Origin of the sequence: Streptomyces phaeoluteigriseus (assembly GCF_001896135.2) — a bacterium.
GTDB classification, from domain to species: Bacteria; Actinomycetota; Actinomycetes; order Streptomycetales; family Streptomycetaceae; genus Streptomyces; species Streptomyces phaeoluteigriseus.
Map to the genome: position 1 here is coordinate 1,316,405 of NZ_MPOH02000011.1, position 14,863 is coordinate 1,331,267.

Here is a 14,863-nt window from a genome sequence, read left to right on the forward strand (position 1 = left end):
GGGAGAGCGAGAGGGCGCGGGCGTCTCAGGTGAGGAACGTCTTCAGCTCGTGCACGAGCTTGCGTATGTGGCCGGAGAGCACCGGCGTGCCGAGGTCCTTGAAGCGTTCCCTGAACCAGGGGTTGACGCTGCCGCGGCCCGAGCTGGTCACCGAACCGACGGGAATGAACTTGACCCCGGAGCGGTGCAGGGCGGCCATGCTGTCGTAGAGGGGCTCACCGCGCCACTCGTAGAAATCGGAGATCCACACCACGACGGTGTTGCGCGGTTCGGCGATCTTCGGCTGGGCCAGGGCCATGGCGACGGTGCCGTCCGTGCCGCCGCCGAGGTTGGTGCGCAGCAGGGTCTCGAAGGGGTCGCGCACCCAGGGGGTGAGGTCGAGCGCCTGCGTGTCGTACGCGATGAGGTGGACGTCGACCTTGGGCAGCCCGGCGAAGATCGAGGCGAGGATGGTGCAGTTGACCATGGAGTCGACCATCGAGCCCGACTGGTCCACCACGACGACGAGCCGCTGCGGTGTCGTCCTGCGGGCGGTGTGCCGGTAGTAGAGGCGGTCGACGTAGAGCCGCTCCTCCTCCGGACTGTAGTTGGTGAGGTTCTTCCAGATGGTGCGATCGAGGTCGAGGTTGCGGAACACCCGCTTCGGCGGGACGGACCGGTCGATGGCGCCGACCGTGGCCTTCTCGACCTGGGTGCGCAGCACTTCGGCGACCTCGTCGACGAACCGGCGGATCAGCGCCTTGGCGTTGGCGAGGGCGACGCCGGACAGGTTGTTCTTGTCCCGCAGCAGTTGCTCGATGAGCGACATGCTCGGGGTGAGCCGGGCGGCGAGCGCGGGATCGGCGAGCACCTCGCGCAGGTGCATCCGCTTGACCAGGTCGCCTTCGAGGGCACCGAGTTCGGGTCCGATCTGCGGGATGAGCCGGCTGAGGTCGGGTGTCCCGCCGTTGCCACCCGAGCCGGTCGGGCTGACGCCCCGGCCGCCGCCCGCCCGACCGCCGCGCAGGTCGCCGGGTGTGCAGCCGAGCGCCCGCTCCAGCCAGCCCGCGTCGGACTGCCAGCGCGCCAGCTGACCGGCGCTGACGGCTCCGGTGCCGGTGGAGAAGACGTTGAGCAGCACCTTGGAGACGAGGGCGGCGCGCCGCACCTCGGCCGGGCGGTCGCGGATGTCGCCGTCATCGGTTTCGGGCCGTCCTCCGGCTTCGGCCTGTGTTCCGGCTTCGGGCCGTGTTTCGGCTTCGGCCTGTGTTCCGGCTTCGGGCCGTGTTTCGGCTTCGGGCCGTGCTCCGGCTTGGGGCCGTGTTTCGGCTTCGGGCCCTGATCCGGCTTCGGGCCGTGCTCCGACCTCGGGCTGTGTTCCGGGCTCGGGCCGTGCTCCGGCCTCGGGCCGTGCTCCGGCCTCGGGCTGTGTTCCGGCTTCGGCTTCGGGGACCATCAGGCCGTCGAACTCGGCGGCCAGTTCCGGGTGGCGCTGCACGATGGAGTCGACGGAGGCTCCCGGGTCCAGCAGCGCGGGCGGCAGCCCGATGTCCTCGACGACCGCGAGGCTGGCGGACTCCAGCGCGGTCTGCTCCTCCGGGTCGAAGAGGCGGGCGAGGAGCCGCCAGTAGAGGACCTGTCGGCGGTTGTCGTGGGGCTCGGCCTCGGTGGCGTGCTCGACCGCGTGCACGACATCGGTCTCGGGCTCGTTCATTTGCGCAGCAGCCTTCCCGCCCGCTCCCGCAGGACGGTCACGGCGTCCGTGGCGGCCTTCTCCGCCTTGACGCCGGTCTTGTCGGTGGTGCCTCCCGCCCAGGCGCCCGCCTGGAGGGCCACGGTCCTCCTGCGCACCGTGGTCTCCACGGCGAGCGGCTGGACGTGGAACTCGCCGTCGTCCCAGCGCAGCAGGCCGATGCAGGCACTGGAGGCGGCCACCGCCTCGGGGGTGAGCGGACCGGCGGCCGGGATGCGGTCGGTGTCCACGGCGAGGGAGTGTCGGGCGAAGTCGAGGATGAGCGGGGAACCGGCGTCCTGCCGGGTGGCGTAGCCCTCCAGGAACACCGGTTCGGCGAGGCGTGCGGTGTGGCGGTCCAGGGGCGCGGTGGGCGGGGCCGTGGCGGCCGGGAGGGCGACGCGTGCGGTGGCGAAGGCGTCGGCGGGTTCGCCGGCACGGGCCCGCTGGTCCTCCCAGATCAGGTCGCCCTCCTCGGTGAGGGGCATGTCGGTCAGCTGCATGGACCGGCCTTCGCCGAGGGCCGTGAGCAGCGGCAGGTGCGGCCGCAGCAGCTGCCAGACGCCGGCCGCGACGACGGTGTCCGGCTTGGGCACGGAGACGCTCGCCCGTACCAGGCGGGGCGCGCCGCCGTCCGCGGGCTCGAACACCGCGTGGACCTGTGCCTGGGCGGCCGTCGCGTGCTCGTGCAGGTCGATGCCGAGGGGAAGCAGGCGGCCGGTGGCGGGGGCGGTCGGCCGGGGTGCGGCGGCCCCGGGCCGGGTCAGGAGCAGGGCGCGCGCCCACAGGTCTCCCCAGCGGCGGGCCGGGAAGCGGTCCAGGGAGGCGCCGGGGCAGGAGGCGGCGAGCTCGGCGGCGAAGCCGTCGAGCAGGGTGGCCAGTCGGCGCAGGGCGGGGTCGGGCAGCATCGCGGAGACGATCTGTGCGGCCGAGCCGACGAGTTCGTGGTCGATGCCCTGCCAGCCGGCGCGGGCCAGGTCGGCGAGCCAGGTCCGGGCGGCCAGGAGCAGATTGACGGTCTGCCGCCCGTCCGGAGCCGCTGCCGTCGCCTCGCCGCGGGCGCGGCCGGTGCTTTCGTCGGCGCGGGCCGTCAGGGCGTCGTGCGCCGCGCCCAGCAGCGCGGTGCGGGCGGCGGCGAGGGCGACGAGGTGGTCCTCGCCCGCGGCTCCGGCCGCGACCTTCTCGACGGCTTCCGCGACCCGGGCGGCCAGCGGCGAACCGGCCACGGCACGGGCGAGTTCCGTCAGGTCGGCGACGCGGGCGGGCTGCGGACGCAGCAGGCCCGCGACGAGTGCCCGGTCGAAGGCGTCGACCGCCGCGAGGGCCTCGCCGAGTCCGTCGACGGGCGTGGTCAGCGGGTCCGCGCGCCGCTCCTGCGTGGCGGCGGGCTCGGCCGCGCGCGGGGGTTCTGGGGCGTCGGCCGCCGTCCTGGTGGGCGGGAACCACTGCATCTCGGGCAACGGAGCGGTGGTGGGCTCGAGTTCCAGGTAGGCGAGGTGCCGCAGGAACCGGCTGAAGACGGAGGCCGCGGCGGTCTTGCCGTCGGCCGGGGCGGGCCGGGTGGCGGTCATGGCGTCGGTGATGCCGGGGACCGTCGCCTCCCCGCCGGCCGGCTCGACGCGCAGATAGCGGGCGACGCGCTCGGCGCCGTACTGGAGGACGGCCTCGGTGATCAGGGCGCGGATGTGGTTGCAGAACGAACCCCGGGCACCGCCGCAGGGACGGTTGTTGTTGGTGCTGCACGCGAACGCGTAGGTCCCGGCGGCCACCGAGGAGACGTACACGCGCTCGATGTCCGAGCCGCTGGACACGACGCCCTGGAGGCGTCCGTCGGCCAGTTCGACGAAGGGGACCTTGGCGAGTTTGCGGGGCCGCGCGGGCGGCACCACCCGGGCCGTGCTCGACTTCTCCCAGTCCGACAACGCACCATCTCCTTTGCAGCACGAAGCCCGGTCGCGCCAGGTCGGCGCAGCGCAGGGGGGCTGTCGCACCGGAGTCGGTGCGACAAGAACGAAGCTACCGGTGACCACTGACAACGCCCGTCGCCGTGGTGTGCCTCGCCCGCGACAGCGGATGCACGGTCGACACCACCTCGCCGTACCTGCCGAAGCACCTTGCCGAAGTCCCTTGTCGAGGCGTCCTGGCACGGCGGGGGTCGAGGCCACCCGGCCGCGGGTCCGGCGTCCCGGTGGTGGTCCCACCCGACCGACCGGAGCGGGAGGCGCAGCCCCTGGCCTCATCTGCGAGGTCCTGTCAATCGGGCTGCGCGGCGCCGGACTTCCCGGCGGTGCGCGTCGGCGAGAGCGAGCGCGGCGATCGCGGGCACGGGGCTGAGCCGTAGGGCACCAGTCGCCGGATCGACGTGCCGCTCACCGTCGGTGGTGCGTGCCCACAGGGCACCGGCAGCGAGAACGGCGAGAAGGAGCGTGCCGTCCGAGTCAGGCCGGCGCCTCTGTCCGTGAGGGCCACGGCCGTCGTGGTCGGGTCACTCGTCGACGCGGCCGGCCTCTTCCGTCGCCTGCGACGTGGACCGGACACGGGCGACGGCAGCCGCGACCTGTTCCCGTACGGCCTGCGGTGGCGGGTCTCCCTCCACGGCGCCGACGAGGTCGTGGGCGAGGTGGTGCAGCTTGGTGTTGCTGTGCTGGGAGGCGTCGACCAGGACTCGCCAGGCGTCCTGCGCGCTCAGCGCGAAGGAGGCCATGAGGATGCCGCGGGCGAGGTCGATCACCGGGCGGGTCTGCATGGCCCGCCGCAGTTGGACGACCTCGACACGCAGGTCGTGTTCCCCGCCACGGTCTTCCGGCGGAACAGGGAGGGGGGTGTCGTCGCCACGGTGGGGACCGGGTTCGGTGCCGGCGAACAGGGGGGCGGTGCCGGTCAGGTCGAGCAGCCGTTCGACCACGGGGGCGGCCGAGCGGATGACGACCGGCGTGCCCTGCCGCAGGCCGCGCTCGTGCAGTTCGAGCAGCACGTTCAGGGCGGAGCAGTCGCAGAACGTGACCCCGCCGAGATCCAGGTCCACCGCACCGACGGCCGCGGCCAGCGCCGCCCGCAGGGCGTGCTCCAGCTGCTCGGCGCGTCCCAGGTCCAGCTCACCGCGGATCTCCACGGCCACCCGCTCGCCGACCACGCGCAGGGCGATCTCGGGCAGCGGCCGGGTGTGCGGCGGCGCACCGCCCGCCCCGGCCCGCAAGCCGCAGGCCGCCCCCGCGTCGCGTTCCGCGTCGTACGCAGGCTCTGCCATGACCGCCTCCCCGGTCACTCTCCTCACCGTCCCAGGCTCACGCCGATACCCGTCATACGTCAACTGATACACGAAATTCAGTTCTGGCGTTTGTTTACGTGAATGACAGGCCCTACCATGACCCCATGGAAGGAGTGCCCGAACCGCACACCGGATGGACGTTCCTGACGAACCATGCCCGCGTGCTGGCGGTCATCGCGGACAACCAGACCGCCCGGATCCGAGACATCGCCGCACACTGCCGGCTGACGGAACGTGCCGTCCAGAAGATCATCGCCGACCTCGAGCAGGACGGCTACCTGTCCCACACCCGGGAGGGGCGCGGCAACACCTACCGGATCGAACCGGACAAGGTGCTGCGCCACCCGGCCGAGGCGGGACTGACGGTGGCGGCCCTGCTCTCACTGCTCGCCCAGGACGAGGCGGACCGCACCCCGCCCCGAACCGGAGGCCGACGGAGGCGTGCGCGCGCCGGACCAGCGACGCGACCACGACGGCCGGGCGTACCGGTCAAGTCGGGCCGGTCCAAACATGGTTGCGGCGAAGAGAGACCAAGGTCACGAATACGTATCGGACATTTAACGCTTGAATCTTCACACCAGTCACACAAGTTGGCTAGGTTGACGCAAGGCCGCACGACCGACTCCGGCGAACCCCGCCGGCCGCGCGACCTCCGCCGAGTCCGTGACAGCAGTGCCGCGGCCGGAGCCGGGACCGTCCACCCCGGGGTGAGATGCTCGACCGCCCCACAGGGCGGGGAGCGCGGGAGTACCTTGCTGCAAGGACCGCTCCCGAATCCACCGCCCACTCGGCCGGCGGAGTACGGAAGGAGTACGTCTTCCATGGCGACGGATCGCACCACGCTCCCCCCAGGGACAGGTTCCGCACGCATCGAGGACGCCGGCACACCGAGCCGCGCGGAGATCCAGCAGCGGGTCAGCGCCCTGTACGACCGGGCCGAGAGCGACACCGGCACCTTCAACGCCACCCGCGCCAGATCGGGCAGGGGCGGTCGCCGGACCGTCACCTCGGTCGCCAACAGCGGGCGGCCGGCGGCCGATCCCTCGCTGGAGGCCGTGACCCGTCAGTGGTTCGAGATGGCGCGCAGCCGGGTCGGACCGACCACTCCCGCCAACCTGCCCGCCGTGCCCGACCGTCCGGCACTCGCCGCGCGCCCCGCGGAGCACGCCTGAACTGCCGTCCGGCGGAGCCGTCCGGGAGCCGGAGGCGGGCGGCAGGCCTGCACCGGAGCTGACCGGGCGGGCCGTGGCCGCGCTGCCGGCGGCCATCGAGGCCCCGCCACGGGAGCCCAGGGCGCTGATGCCGGCCCCGGCCTCCGCCTCCCTCTCCACCTCGGCCCCCTCCTCCGCCCCGGCCGCGCCGCAGGCGTTCCTGCGCAGCGGCAAGGAGAGGATCGGGCGCAAGCTCGCCGCCGCCCGCGAGGTGCTGGCCCGCGCCGTCCCGCAGGCCACGCCGTCGCTGCCCGCGATCGAGTCGTGGCCGGTCGAGCAGACCTGGGACACCGGGCCGCAGCAGGCCCACCGTCCGGAGACGGACACCTGGGCGGGACAGCAGGCCCACCGTCCGGAGACGGACACCTGGGCGGGACAGCACGCCGACACCGGCAGCACGGCCCTCACGTCGACCGGCCAGCACGCCGTTCTCGCCATGGCCGGGACCGGCTTCCCCCTGCCCACGCCGGACTCCGGCCTCCTCTCGTACGACTCCCCCGCCCCCGCGACCGGCTTCGCCGTGTCCTCGTACGACTTCCCTGCCCCCACCTCCGGCTTCGCCGTGCCCCAACCCCCGATCACGCCGCCCTCGAACGCCTTCCCGGAGCCGGAGAACGGCCTCCTGGCGGCCAGTTACGGCGACCTGCTCGCGCCCACGGCGGGGATCACCGCCCCGACCGTCCCGCCCCAGCCGGTCCACGCCACGCTCCCGACGCCCGAACCCGCCTTCACTGTGCCCGAGTTCCCTCTGCCCGCCCCCGAACTGGGCCTGCCACTGCCGGAGTTCACGCTCCCCGACCGCCCCCGCCCCTGCCCCCGCTCCCGCCCCGCTCGGCCTCACCACCCACGCGACGGGAGCCGGGTACCTCGGCAAGGCGGACAAGGCCCTCGCCTTCGCCCGCGCCCAGATCGGGCGGCCCTGCGTGACGGGTGCCACGGGGCCGGAGTCGTACGACTGCGCGAGCCTCACCCAGGCCGCCTGGCGGGCCGCGGGGGTGACGCTGCCGCGGACGGCACTCGACCAGGCGCGGGCCTTCCCCCGGGTCACCCTGGAGGATCTGCGCCCCGGCGACCTCGTCTTCTTCTTCGACGACCTGAGCCACACCGGTCTGTGCACGGGCGACGGCAGGATGATCCACGCCCCGGGCCCCGGTGCCGCCATCCGCGAGGAGTCGGTCCACGCCCTGGGCGAGGGCGCACTGCGCGGAGCGGTACGGCCCGCCTGACGCCGCCCGCCCCGCTCACCCGCCCGCCCCGGTCACCCGGTCACGCGGTCACCCGGTGTGACGAAAATCGCTCAACGCGCGGCCGAGTTCGCCCGCATCTGCCCTCGGCGAGCGTTGTTGTAGGCGCGCAGAAGATGCTTCGAGACCGCGCACGGCACGGCGTCGAAGTGGCACTGCCGGCAGGTGCGGGCGTGCTCCTCGTAGGTGGCGCGGGCCTGTTGCAGGGCTTCCTCGGGCGAGGTCATCGGGGGTCCTCCGAAGGGAACGACGGTCGCGGGGCCTTGGCTACCGGCCAGTAGCCCCACCTCAGAAGGAGAGTGGATCATGTTACTGACGGTAGTGGAAACTCGGATTCCGGCCGCTTCCGGGAACCCGCCCGCGGCACCGCACCCCGGCCCTACACTGAGGCGCCGTCAGGGCCGCGCGTGCGCGGGACCCGCCCACCACCACGGGAGGCCGGCGTGACCGACGAGGACGAGAAGCGGCGCGCGGCGGCGGTGTTCGACGCGCTGGGATCCGCGTACGAGAAGGCGTTCGCGCACGCGGAGGCCCATCACCGCTCGCTGGAGTGGCTGCTCGGGCGGCTCGCGCCGGGCAGCCGGGTGCTGGACGTGGGCAGCGGGACGGGCCGGCCGACGGCCGAGACCCTGGTGGGCGCCGGGCACGACGTGCTGGGCGTCGACGTCTCCCCCGTCATGGTCGCCCTCGCCGCCCGGCAGGTCCCCGACGCGGCGTTCCGGTGCGTGGACGTGCGTGAACTGCCGCTGGAGAATGGCTCGTTCCACGCGGTCTGCGTGTACTTCTCACTGCTCCAGATGGACCGGGCCCAGCAGCGCGCTCTGGTCGGCCGGCTGGCGCGGGCCCTGCTGCCGGGCGGCAGCCTCGTCCTCGCCACCGTGCCGCTGGACGTGGAGGGCGTGGACGCGGTGTTCATGGGGCAGCCGGTGCGGGTCACCAGCTTCGCCCGCGACGATCTCGTCGAGATGGTGACGGGGGCGGGGCTGACGGTGCTCGCCGAGGAGAACCTGCTGTTCACCCCCGACCACCCCGAGGCCGTACCCGAGCCCCACGTCTTCCTCCACTGCGGACGGGAGTAGCCGGGGCCGGTCGCGGCTCAGCGTCCCGTCCTCAGCCCGTCCAGCCGGGCCGCAGCCGCCAGGACCAGGGCCGCCGACCCCGTCCCGAGGAGCGCGCCCGCCACGACGTCGCCCGGGTAGTGCACGCCGGTGTGGACGCGCGAGTAGCCGACCGCGCAGGCGAGCAGGCCCAGCGGGACGGCGGCGACCGGGAAGGCCGGTCCGACGGCTGCCGCGAAGGCGACGGCCGACGCGGTGTGCCCGGACGGGAACGACGCCGAGTCCGGCATCGGCACGTGCCGGCCCGGGAACGGCGAGTCGACGGCGCGGTGCGGGCGCGGACGGCGGACGAGGCGTTTGCCGAGCAGGTTGGCGCTGGCCGAGGCCACACCGACGGCCGCGACGCCCAGGACGGCCCCGCGCCGGGCCCGGCCGCCGCTCAGCGCGAGCACCCCGGCGACGGCGAAGGACAGCTTGGAGTGGTCCGCCGCCGCGGACAGCCGGCGCAGGGCGGTGTCCAGGGTGGGTGTCCTGGTCATGGTGACCGTCTCGTACAGGGCCTGGTCCAGGGTGGCGAGGTCGCGGACCAGGTGCGGCATGCGGACGCGTGGCTCGGTTCGGTGGTCAGACATCGTGCGTCTCCTGGGTCGTTCGGGTGTCGGTGCGGCCGAGTGCGAGGGCGACGATGCGCCGCCAGTCGACGGTCGGCGGCGCGTAGGGGGCGCCCGGACGGTGGTGGGGCACCCGGACCCGGAGCGCGCGGGGCCGCAGCGTGCACACGACCGGCACCGGCAGGTCGAGCGCCTCGCCGTCCACGGCCACCGGGATGTGGCCCTCGGAAGCCTCCACGGTGACCCGGCGGGACGTCACGGAGGTGATCCCGCTGGCGCGTTCGCCGAGCAGGACCAGTTCGGCGGCCTGCCCCGGGCCTTCCACGCGGACGCCGATCACCCCGAGCTGTCCGGTGTCCAGACGGGGGCGGCGCCCGCCCCCGAGCGGGTCGGCGCGGGCGTAGGGGTTGTTGCTGACGAGGAGGGCCTGCGGGGCGTACAGGTGGGTGTCGTCGGTGTGGACGTCGAGGACGGTGCCGCCCTCGCCCGCCAGCAGGTCGGGCAGGTGCTCCAGGGCGGTGGCGGCCTTGGCGTCGCGGTACTCGGGGCTCTGCACTATCTCCGCGTACGCCCCGAAGGACACCGTGTTGACGAAGGGGCGGCCGCCCACGTCGCCGAGGTCGACGCGGAGTTCCACCCCGTTGGTGAGGGCTTCGAGGCTGTGCACCGGGTCGGCGCGGTCCAGGCCGAGGTCCATGGCGAAGTGGTTGCGGGTCCCGGCGGCGATGACCAGGAAGGGCAGTCCGTGGTCGGCGGCCACGGAGGCCACCAGCGCCTGGGTGCCGTCGCCGCCCGCGACGCCGAGCAGGTCGGCGCCGTCGGCCACGGCCTGCCGGGCCACCTCCACGGGGTCGGGGTAGGTGTCCGGGCCGAGCACGATCACGCGGGCGCCGAGCGCCTCGGCGCGCTTGACGAGGTCGAACCTCTCGACCTTGCCGCCGCCCGACCGCACGTTCATCAGCAGCACCGGGCGCTTCGGGGGCGGTGCCTTGCGGGTGTGCATGCCGCGCGGACGGCGCAGACTGCGCAGCGCCGAGCGGGCCGAGGCGAGCGCCGCGGCCCACAGGGCGAGTGCGCCGACGGCCACGACCCACAGGCCGGAGGCGGCGTAGAGCACCATGACCCCCACGGGTGCGGCCACGGCCAGCAGGCCGCCCAGCAGCCGGGCACCGCCGCGGTGCGCCAGCATCCACCAGACGCCGGCCCCGGCCAGCGCGAGCCCGGCGAACCCGGTGAGCAGGATCAGCCAACCGCCGGAGTCGAGGAGGCCCGAGAAGACGACGGCGGCGCAGCCCGCGACCAGCGCCAGGGCCAGCCGCGCCCAGCCGCGGGCTCGGCCGATCCCGCCGGACGGGCGGTTCGTACCCGCCGTTCTCTTCGTGCGTGTCTCGTTCACCCTGCGCCCGCCATGGTCCGAGGTCCCCCTGTTCCGCGTGGCCTGCGCCATCGCCTACCCGTCCGCTCGGACTGCCCGGTACCGCCTCCTGCGTCCATCGTGGGGACGGCGGGGCGGCTCGGCATCCCGGACGGGCGATCGGTCAATTGTCCATGCCGCAGCAGCCGCTCGCGCCCGGGGTCCCGTAAGCCGTGTCGAGACGGCAGAAACACGACGCCTCGACGGGTACGTCCGCCAGCGCCGCGGCGAACTTCAGCTGCTGGGCGACGATCCGCGCCTCGCCGTCCTTGCCCAGCCGGACGAGACATTCGTGGAGACCGTGCAGGGACCAGACGTTGCCGGGGTGCTGGGAGGGACGCGGCAGCGAGTCGTCGAGGCCCAGGTCGGCGCGGTAGACGGCCTCCGCCTCGGCGATCCGGCCCTGTTCGAGCAGCAGGGCGCCGTAGGCGTGCCGGGTGGGCTGCATCCAGCCCCAGGGCTCGTCGTAGGGAAGGCTGTCGTCGAGTTCGATCGAGCGTTCCAGGGCGGCGAAGGCGGCCTCGTGCCGGCCCTTGCGGTACTCCAGTTCGCCGTCGAGCATGGCGGCGGCGATGGCGAGGATGTCCGCGCAGGTGTTGTTGAACAGCATGCGGGTCTGCGGGACCCGGGCGGCGGCGGCCCGGAACAGCGTCCGCTCAGCCTCCGCCTCGGGGACGCGGCCGGTCGCGGAGAGGGCGACGCCGCGGGCGTAGTGCCGCATCGCGGTCGTCGTGCTGTACAGCCGCGGGTCGGCGGGCTCCGGAAGAGTCAGGATGTCGGCCCAGCGGCCGAAGCGGATCAGCACGTGGACCCGCATCGCGAGGAAGGCCTCCAGCCAGTCCGCCATGGGCGGGCTCTCCACGCGCAGCAGTTCCTCCGGCAGGCACTCCTCGAGCCGGGCGGCGGCCTCCAGGGCTACCTGCGACCGGCCGAGGAACATCGCGCCGTAGATCCTGAAATGGTGGTTGTGGGCACGGTAGAGGGTGTAGAAGTTCATCGCGCCGGCCCGGGCCACGTACTTCTCGTCGGCGGCGATGGCCCGCGTGTTGTCCGACACCACCGCCCGGTAGTCGCCGCACAGCACCTCCAGGTGCGAGGGCATGTGCTGGAGGTGGCCGGCGTCCGGCACGAGGTCGCGCAGGCGGTCGGCGGCGGTCAGGGCGGTCTCGGGAGTCGGGGACATCTCCATCAGGTGGACGTGGAAGTGCAGCAGGCCGGGGTGGCGGGCGCCGGCCTCCGTGGCGAGCGCCGCGTCGAGCACGGACCGCGCCTCGTGGGTGCGGGCGCCCTCGGCCGGTTCGCCGGTGCGCAGGTCCCACAGCTGCCAGGGCGTGAGGTTCATCAGGGCGTCGGCGTACAGGGCGGCCACGTCGAGGTCGTCGGGGGCGAGGGCGTGGACGGCGGCCATGGCGTCGGCGTAGGGCTCGTTCCACACCGAGCAGTCCTCGGCGGGCCGTTCCTGCGGGTAGCGGGCGCGCAGGGCGCCGATGAGGGCGCGTTCGACGGGAGTGCCGTGTACGGCCTTCCCGTGGGCGAGTTCCACGGCCGCGTGGGTGCGCTCCACGGTCCGTGCGAGGTCCTGGTCGTCGAAGAACTCCCAGGGCTTGTTGTAGTTGGGGCCGAGCGCGTAGGCGATGCCCCAGTGGGCCATCGCGCAGTCGGGGTCGGCGCGGGCGGCGCGCTCGAAGCAGGCGACCGCCTCCTCGTGGTGGAAGGCGTACGACCAGACCAGGCCGCGGTCGAACCAGCGCTGGGCCTCGGCGGAGGAGGTGGTGACCGTGCGGCGGTGGCTGCCGAGGTCGTAGTACTCCGGATCGGTGTCCGTGCCCGGATCGCTGGGCGTGTGCTGCATGGGGCTCCCCTCGTCGCGCGGTCGCCCCGCCGGTCCGGGGCCGGTGCCGCCCGGAGTGACCTGTGCGGTCACTCCGAGCGACATATACCCGTGCGGCCCGGTGGCGGGGCGGCCTCTCGCGTCAGGAAGCACCCGTTCGTGCCCTTGCGCGGCGGTTGCCTCGGCGGGAACTCGCTTACGTACGCTTCGCCGACCGGCGCAGGATGACGAACCCGCCGATCAGCAGCAGCGCGCCGGCTGCCGCCGGCCACAGGTCGGCGCCGGTCTCGGCCAGGCCGCCCTGGGCCTGCGGTGCGGGCACTACGGACGGCGTGTCACCCGTGTCCGCCGCGACCGGGCTCTGGTCCGGGCTCCCGTCCGGGGCCGCCGTCGCGGGGGTGCCGATCTCGCCCTTGGCGCCGGTGTCCTGGGCGGGGGTCTCCGCCGCGGGCTTGGTCGACTTGGCGCTCGGCTTCGTGTAGACGCGGGGCTCGGCGGTGCGGGGGGTGTCGGCGGAGCCGGCGCCGCCCGCGGCGGGCTCGGTCGAGGGCTCCGCGGGGTTCTGGGCCGGGGGCTGCTGCTGGCCGTCGTCCTGGCCCTGGTCCTGGCCCTGGTCCTGGCCCTGGTCCTGGCCGGGCTGGTCCGCGCCACCGCCGTTGTCACCGCCGGCGTTGTCACCACCGCCGCCGTTGTCGGCACCGCCGCCGTTGTCACCACCGGCGTCGTCACCACCACCGCCGCCGTTGTCGCCGCCGCCACCGTTGCCGCCGGCGCCGCAGGTGCGGCCCTCGTTGATGCAGGCGACCATCTCGTTCATCAGGTCCTCGTCGAAGACGTTGATGAAGTCACCGTGGTCGGTGACCGGCTTGTGCAGTTGCTCGGGGAAGGAGTCCACCGCGAACAGCGGTGTCGTACGGCCGCCGTCCTGAAGGCTCGGCGCGTCGACGTCGTAGACGATGCGCTGCACCAGCTGCGGGATGGCCTTGAAGCCGGCCGGGCAGCTGCCGTCCGCCGCCGCGAACGCCACGTGCGTGCGGTGGTTGGCGCTGTCGATGTTGTTGCCGTCCCAGCAGCTCTGGAAGCGGAACGAGCGCACCACGTCGCTGCCGGCCGGGCAGACCGGGTACTTGTCCTTCAACTGCCGGTCCTCGAAGCCGGTGCAGCTCCAGGAGGCGTTGGCGTTGGCCGTGCCGTTGACGAACGCCTTGGCGTCGCCGGTGATGATGCGCAGCAGCCGGGGCATGGCCGTGACCTCGGAGCGCGGGTTGCCCACGAAGGTCATGGTGACCTCCTTGGGCGTGACGATCTCGCCCGCGTTGCCCTCGACGCCGCCGCCGGGCGACTGTGCGTCCTGCTCCTGGGTGCCGTTCTGCAGCCGCAGCACGGGCCAGAAGTACGAAGACCTGTCTCCCTGGTCGACGCAGGTGGTCTCGCCGTTCGCGAGGTCGTCGTCCGAGGCGAAGGCGTCGTTGGCCTGGTTGCCGACGTAGTCGTGGAAGTGGTGGGCGCCGTTGGTGACGCCCGGCGCGACGATCACGTTGTCGGAGTTGAACAGGCCGTTGGCGTTGACTCCGCAGCTGGTGGCGAAGGTGCCCTTGGAGGGGCCGGCACCGGGGTCGGCCGCCTGCTGGGAGGGCTGCACGGTCGTGATGTCGACGAAGTCGGCGGCCACGGGGCCGTTGCCCGCCTGCCCGCCGTTGCCTTCGCCGCCTCCGTCGTCCTGCTGGCCGTCGCCTTCGCCGCCGTCCTGCTGCCCGTCTCCGCCTTGCTGACCGTCTCCGCCCTGCTGGCCGTCTCCCTGGTTCTGGCCGTCTCCGCCGTCGCCCCCGGCTTCCTCGCCCGCGTTGTCGTCGGCGGTGCGCAGGGTGCAGGCGGCGAGGTCGGAGAGGCCCTCCGGTCGGTCTGCCACGCGGTCGATGGCGATGCCGATGCGCTCGATGGTCGCGGCGCGCTTCTCCTTCAACGGGTTCATCACCGCGTTGTCGGCGAAGCCGGCGTCGTCGCGCACGGCCTGGGCCGAATTCTGCAGTTGCTGGTAGGCCGCGGCGATCTGCTGGTCGAGCAGGGCGAGTTCGCGGTCCACCTCCTCGCCCGCGGCGTCCGGAACCGAGGTCAGCCGACTGCCCACGTCCGGACAGTCGATCGTGACGGAACCAGAGGTCCAGGGCCCTTGGTCGTCCTCGGTGGCGGAGGCGTAGACATTCGCGGCCATCAACCCCCCGCCGCCGAGCATCAGCGCGACCGCGGCGAACGTCGCTCGTCGTCCGCCCGTCGGGCGCCTGCGCCTTGTGTGTCCCACGAAGTGCTCCAAAACGTCGTCGGCGGCCAGGACATGAGATCCCCACGGCTCAATACGCGGCCGGAGCGAGGAGTGTTCAACCGCCCCACGGATTCTTGGAAGTTTCTCAGACATCCAGGTTTACCGGGGCGTCGGCCCTGGATGACGGGCTCTCGGCGGCGGGCGGGGCGGGCGGTCCGCCGTGTCCGGGACGGCCACGGCACCGTCCGGCGCCGG

The 14,863-nt window shown here is 73.6% G+C and carries 11 protein-coding genes and 2 pseudogenes; 4 read left to right on the top strand and 9 right to left on the bottom strand.

All coding sequences use genetic code 11. The features are described from left to right. Positions 1 to 25: 25 nt before the first annotated feature. The 4 genes and pseudogenes from BM536_RS17085 to BM536_RS17095 all read right to left on the bottom strand — a co-directional run bounded on the left by BM536_RS17085 (position 26) and on the right by BM536_RS17095 (position 4,958). Entirely contained in the window at positions 26 to 1,693 is a 1,668-nt protein-coding gene (locus BM536_RS17085) for a VWA domain-containing protein (protein ID WP_094103102.1), read from the bottom strand. Continuing rightward, a complete protein-coding gene (locus tag BM536_RS17090) occupies positions 1,690 to 3,066 on the bottom strand; it encodes a hypothetical protein (protein WP_094103142.1) in 1,377 nt (458 codons plus the stop codon). The genes BM536_RS17085 and BM536_RS17090 overlap by 4 nt, the downstream gene beginning before the upstream one ends. Before the next feature lie 63 nt (positions 3,067 to 3,129). Then, a pseudogene (locus tag BM536_RS42890) lies at positions 3,130 to 3,633 on the bottom strand (hypothetical protein); the annotation flags it as partial. A 563-nt stretch (positions 3,634 to 4,196) separates the two neighbouring features. Then, complete coding sequence (locus tag BM536_RS17095; RefSeq protein ID WP_079275214.1) at positions 4,197 to 4,958, bottom strand: anti-sigma factor antagonist; 762 nt, start codon at positions 4,956 to 4,958, stop codon at positions 4,197 to 4,199. A 125-nt stretch (positions 4,959 to 5,083) separates the two neighbouring features. Between BM536_RS17095 and BM536_RS17100 the strand changes: the two are divergent. The 3 genes and pseudogenes from BM536_RS17100 to BM536_RS42895 all read left to right on the top strand — a co-directional run. Next, a pseudogene (locus tag BM536_RS17100) lies at positions 5,084 to 5,416 on the top strand (helix-turn-helix transcriptional regulator); the annotation flags it as partial. A gap of 384 nt (positions 5,417 to 5,800) precedes the next feature. Next, positions 5,801 to 6,151, top strand: a complete 351-nt coding sequence (locus BM536_RS41245; protein ID WP_170109903.1) for a hypothetical protein — start codon at positions 5,801 to 5,803, stop codon at positions 6,149 to 6,151. Between the two features lie 962 nt (positions 6,152 to 7,113). Further along, on the top strand, positions 7,114 to 7,416 hold the full coding sequence (locus BM536_RS42895) for a C40 family peptidase (protein ID WP_245873531.1): 303 nt from the start codon (positions 7,114 to 7,116) through the stop codon (positions 7,414 to 7,416). 71 nt (positions 7,417 to 7,487) lie between these two features. Here the strand turns inward: BM536_RS42895 and BM536_RS41250 are convergent, their stop codons facing one another. Beyond that, positions 7,488 to 7,661 carry a hypothetical protein gene (locus BM536_RS41250; RefSeq protein WP_170109919.1) on the bottom strand — a complete coding sequence of 58 codons (174 nt, stop codon included), beginning with the start codon at positions 7,659 to 7,661 and terminating at the stop codon, positions 7,488 to 7,490. A gap of 216 nt (positions 7,662 to 7,877) precedes the next feature. On the opposite strand from BM536_RS41250, the gene BM536_RS17110 reads away from it, so the two are divergent. Beyond that, on the top strand, positions 7,878 to 8,513 hold the full coding sequence (locus BM536_RS17110) for a class I SAM-dependent methyltransferase (RefSeq protein ID WP_094103104.1): 636 nt from the start codon (positions 7,878 to 7,880) through the stop codon (positions 8,511 to 8,513). Between the two features lie 17 nt (positions 8,514 to 8,530). Here BM536_RS17110 and BM536_RS17115 read toward each other — a convergent pair whose 3' ends face one another. From BM536_RS17115 to BM536_RS17130, 4 genes are all read right to left on the bottom strand, one after another. Then, positions 8,531 to 9,124, bottom strand: coding sequence for a phosphatase PAP2 family protein (locus BM536_RS17115; protein WP_073498246.1), 594 nt, complete (start codon positions 9,122 to 9,124; stop codon positions 8,531 to 8,533). Beyond that, positions 9,117 to 10,499, bottom strand: coding sequence for a diacylglycerol/lipid kinase family protein (locus tag BM536_RS17120; protein WP_245873533.1), 1,383 nt, complete (start codon positions 10,497 to 10,499; stop codon positions 9,117 to 9,119). Before BM536_RS17120 ends, BM536_RS17115 begins: the two co-directional genes overlap by 8 nt. Before the next feature lie 142 nt (positions 10,500 to 10,641). Continuing rightward, positions 10,642 to 12,369, bottom strand: coding sequence for a hypothetical protein (locus BM536_RS17125; protein ID WP_094103106.1), 1,728 nt, complete (start codon positions 12,367 to 12,369; stop codon positions 10,642 to 10,644). Between the two features lie 175 nt (positions 12,370 to 12,544). Continuing rightward, a complete protein-coding gene (locus tag BM536_RS17130) occupies positions 12,545 to 14,560 on the bottom strand; it encodes a DUF1996 domain-containing protein (RefSeq protein WP_094103143.1) in 2,016 nt (671 codons plus the stop codon). Positions 14,561 to 14,863 lie beyond the last annotated feature (303 nt).

Bases quoted from the DNA above. Each gene is read 5' to 3' on its own strand.
- BM536_RS17085 (WP_094103102.1), bottom strand. From the start codon at position 1,693: ATGAACGAGCCCGAGACCGATGTCGTGCACGCGGTCGAGCACGCCACC.
- BM536_RS17095 (WP_079275214.1), bottom strand. From the start codon at position 4,958: ATGGCAGAGCCTGCGTACGACGCGGAACGCGACGCGGGGGCGGCCTGC.
- BM536_RS41245 (WP_170109903.1), top strand. From the start codon at position 5,801: ATGGCGACGGATCGCACCACGCTCCCCCCAGGGACAGGTTCCGCACGC.
- BM536_RS41250 (WP_170109919.1), bottom strand. From the start codon at position 7,661: ATGACCTCGCCCGAGGAAGCCCTGCAACAGGCCCGCGCCACCTACGAG.
- BM536_RS17115 (WP_073498246.1), bottom strand. From the start codon at position 9,124: ATGTCTGACCACCGAACCGAGCCACGCGTCCGCATGCCGCACCTGGTC.
- BM536_RS17125 (WP_094103106.1), bottom strand. From the start codon at position 12,369: ATGCAGCACACGCCCAGCGATCCGGGCACGGACACCGATCCGGAGTAC.
- BM536_RS17130 (WP_094103143.1), bottom strand. From the start codon at position 14,560: ATGGCCGCGAATGTCTACGCCTCCGCCACCGAGGACGACCAAGGGCCC.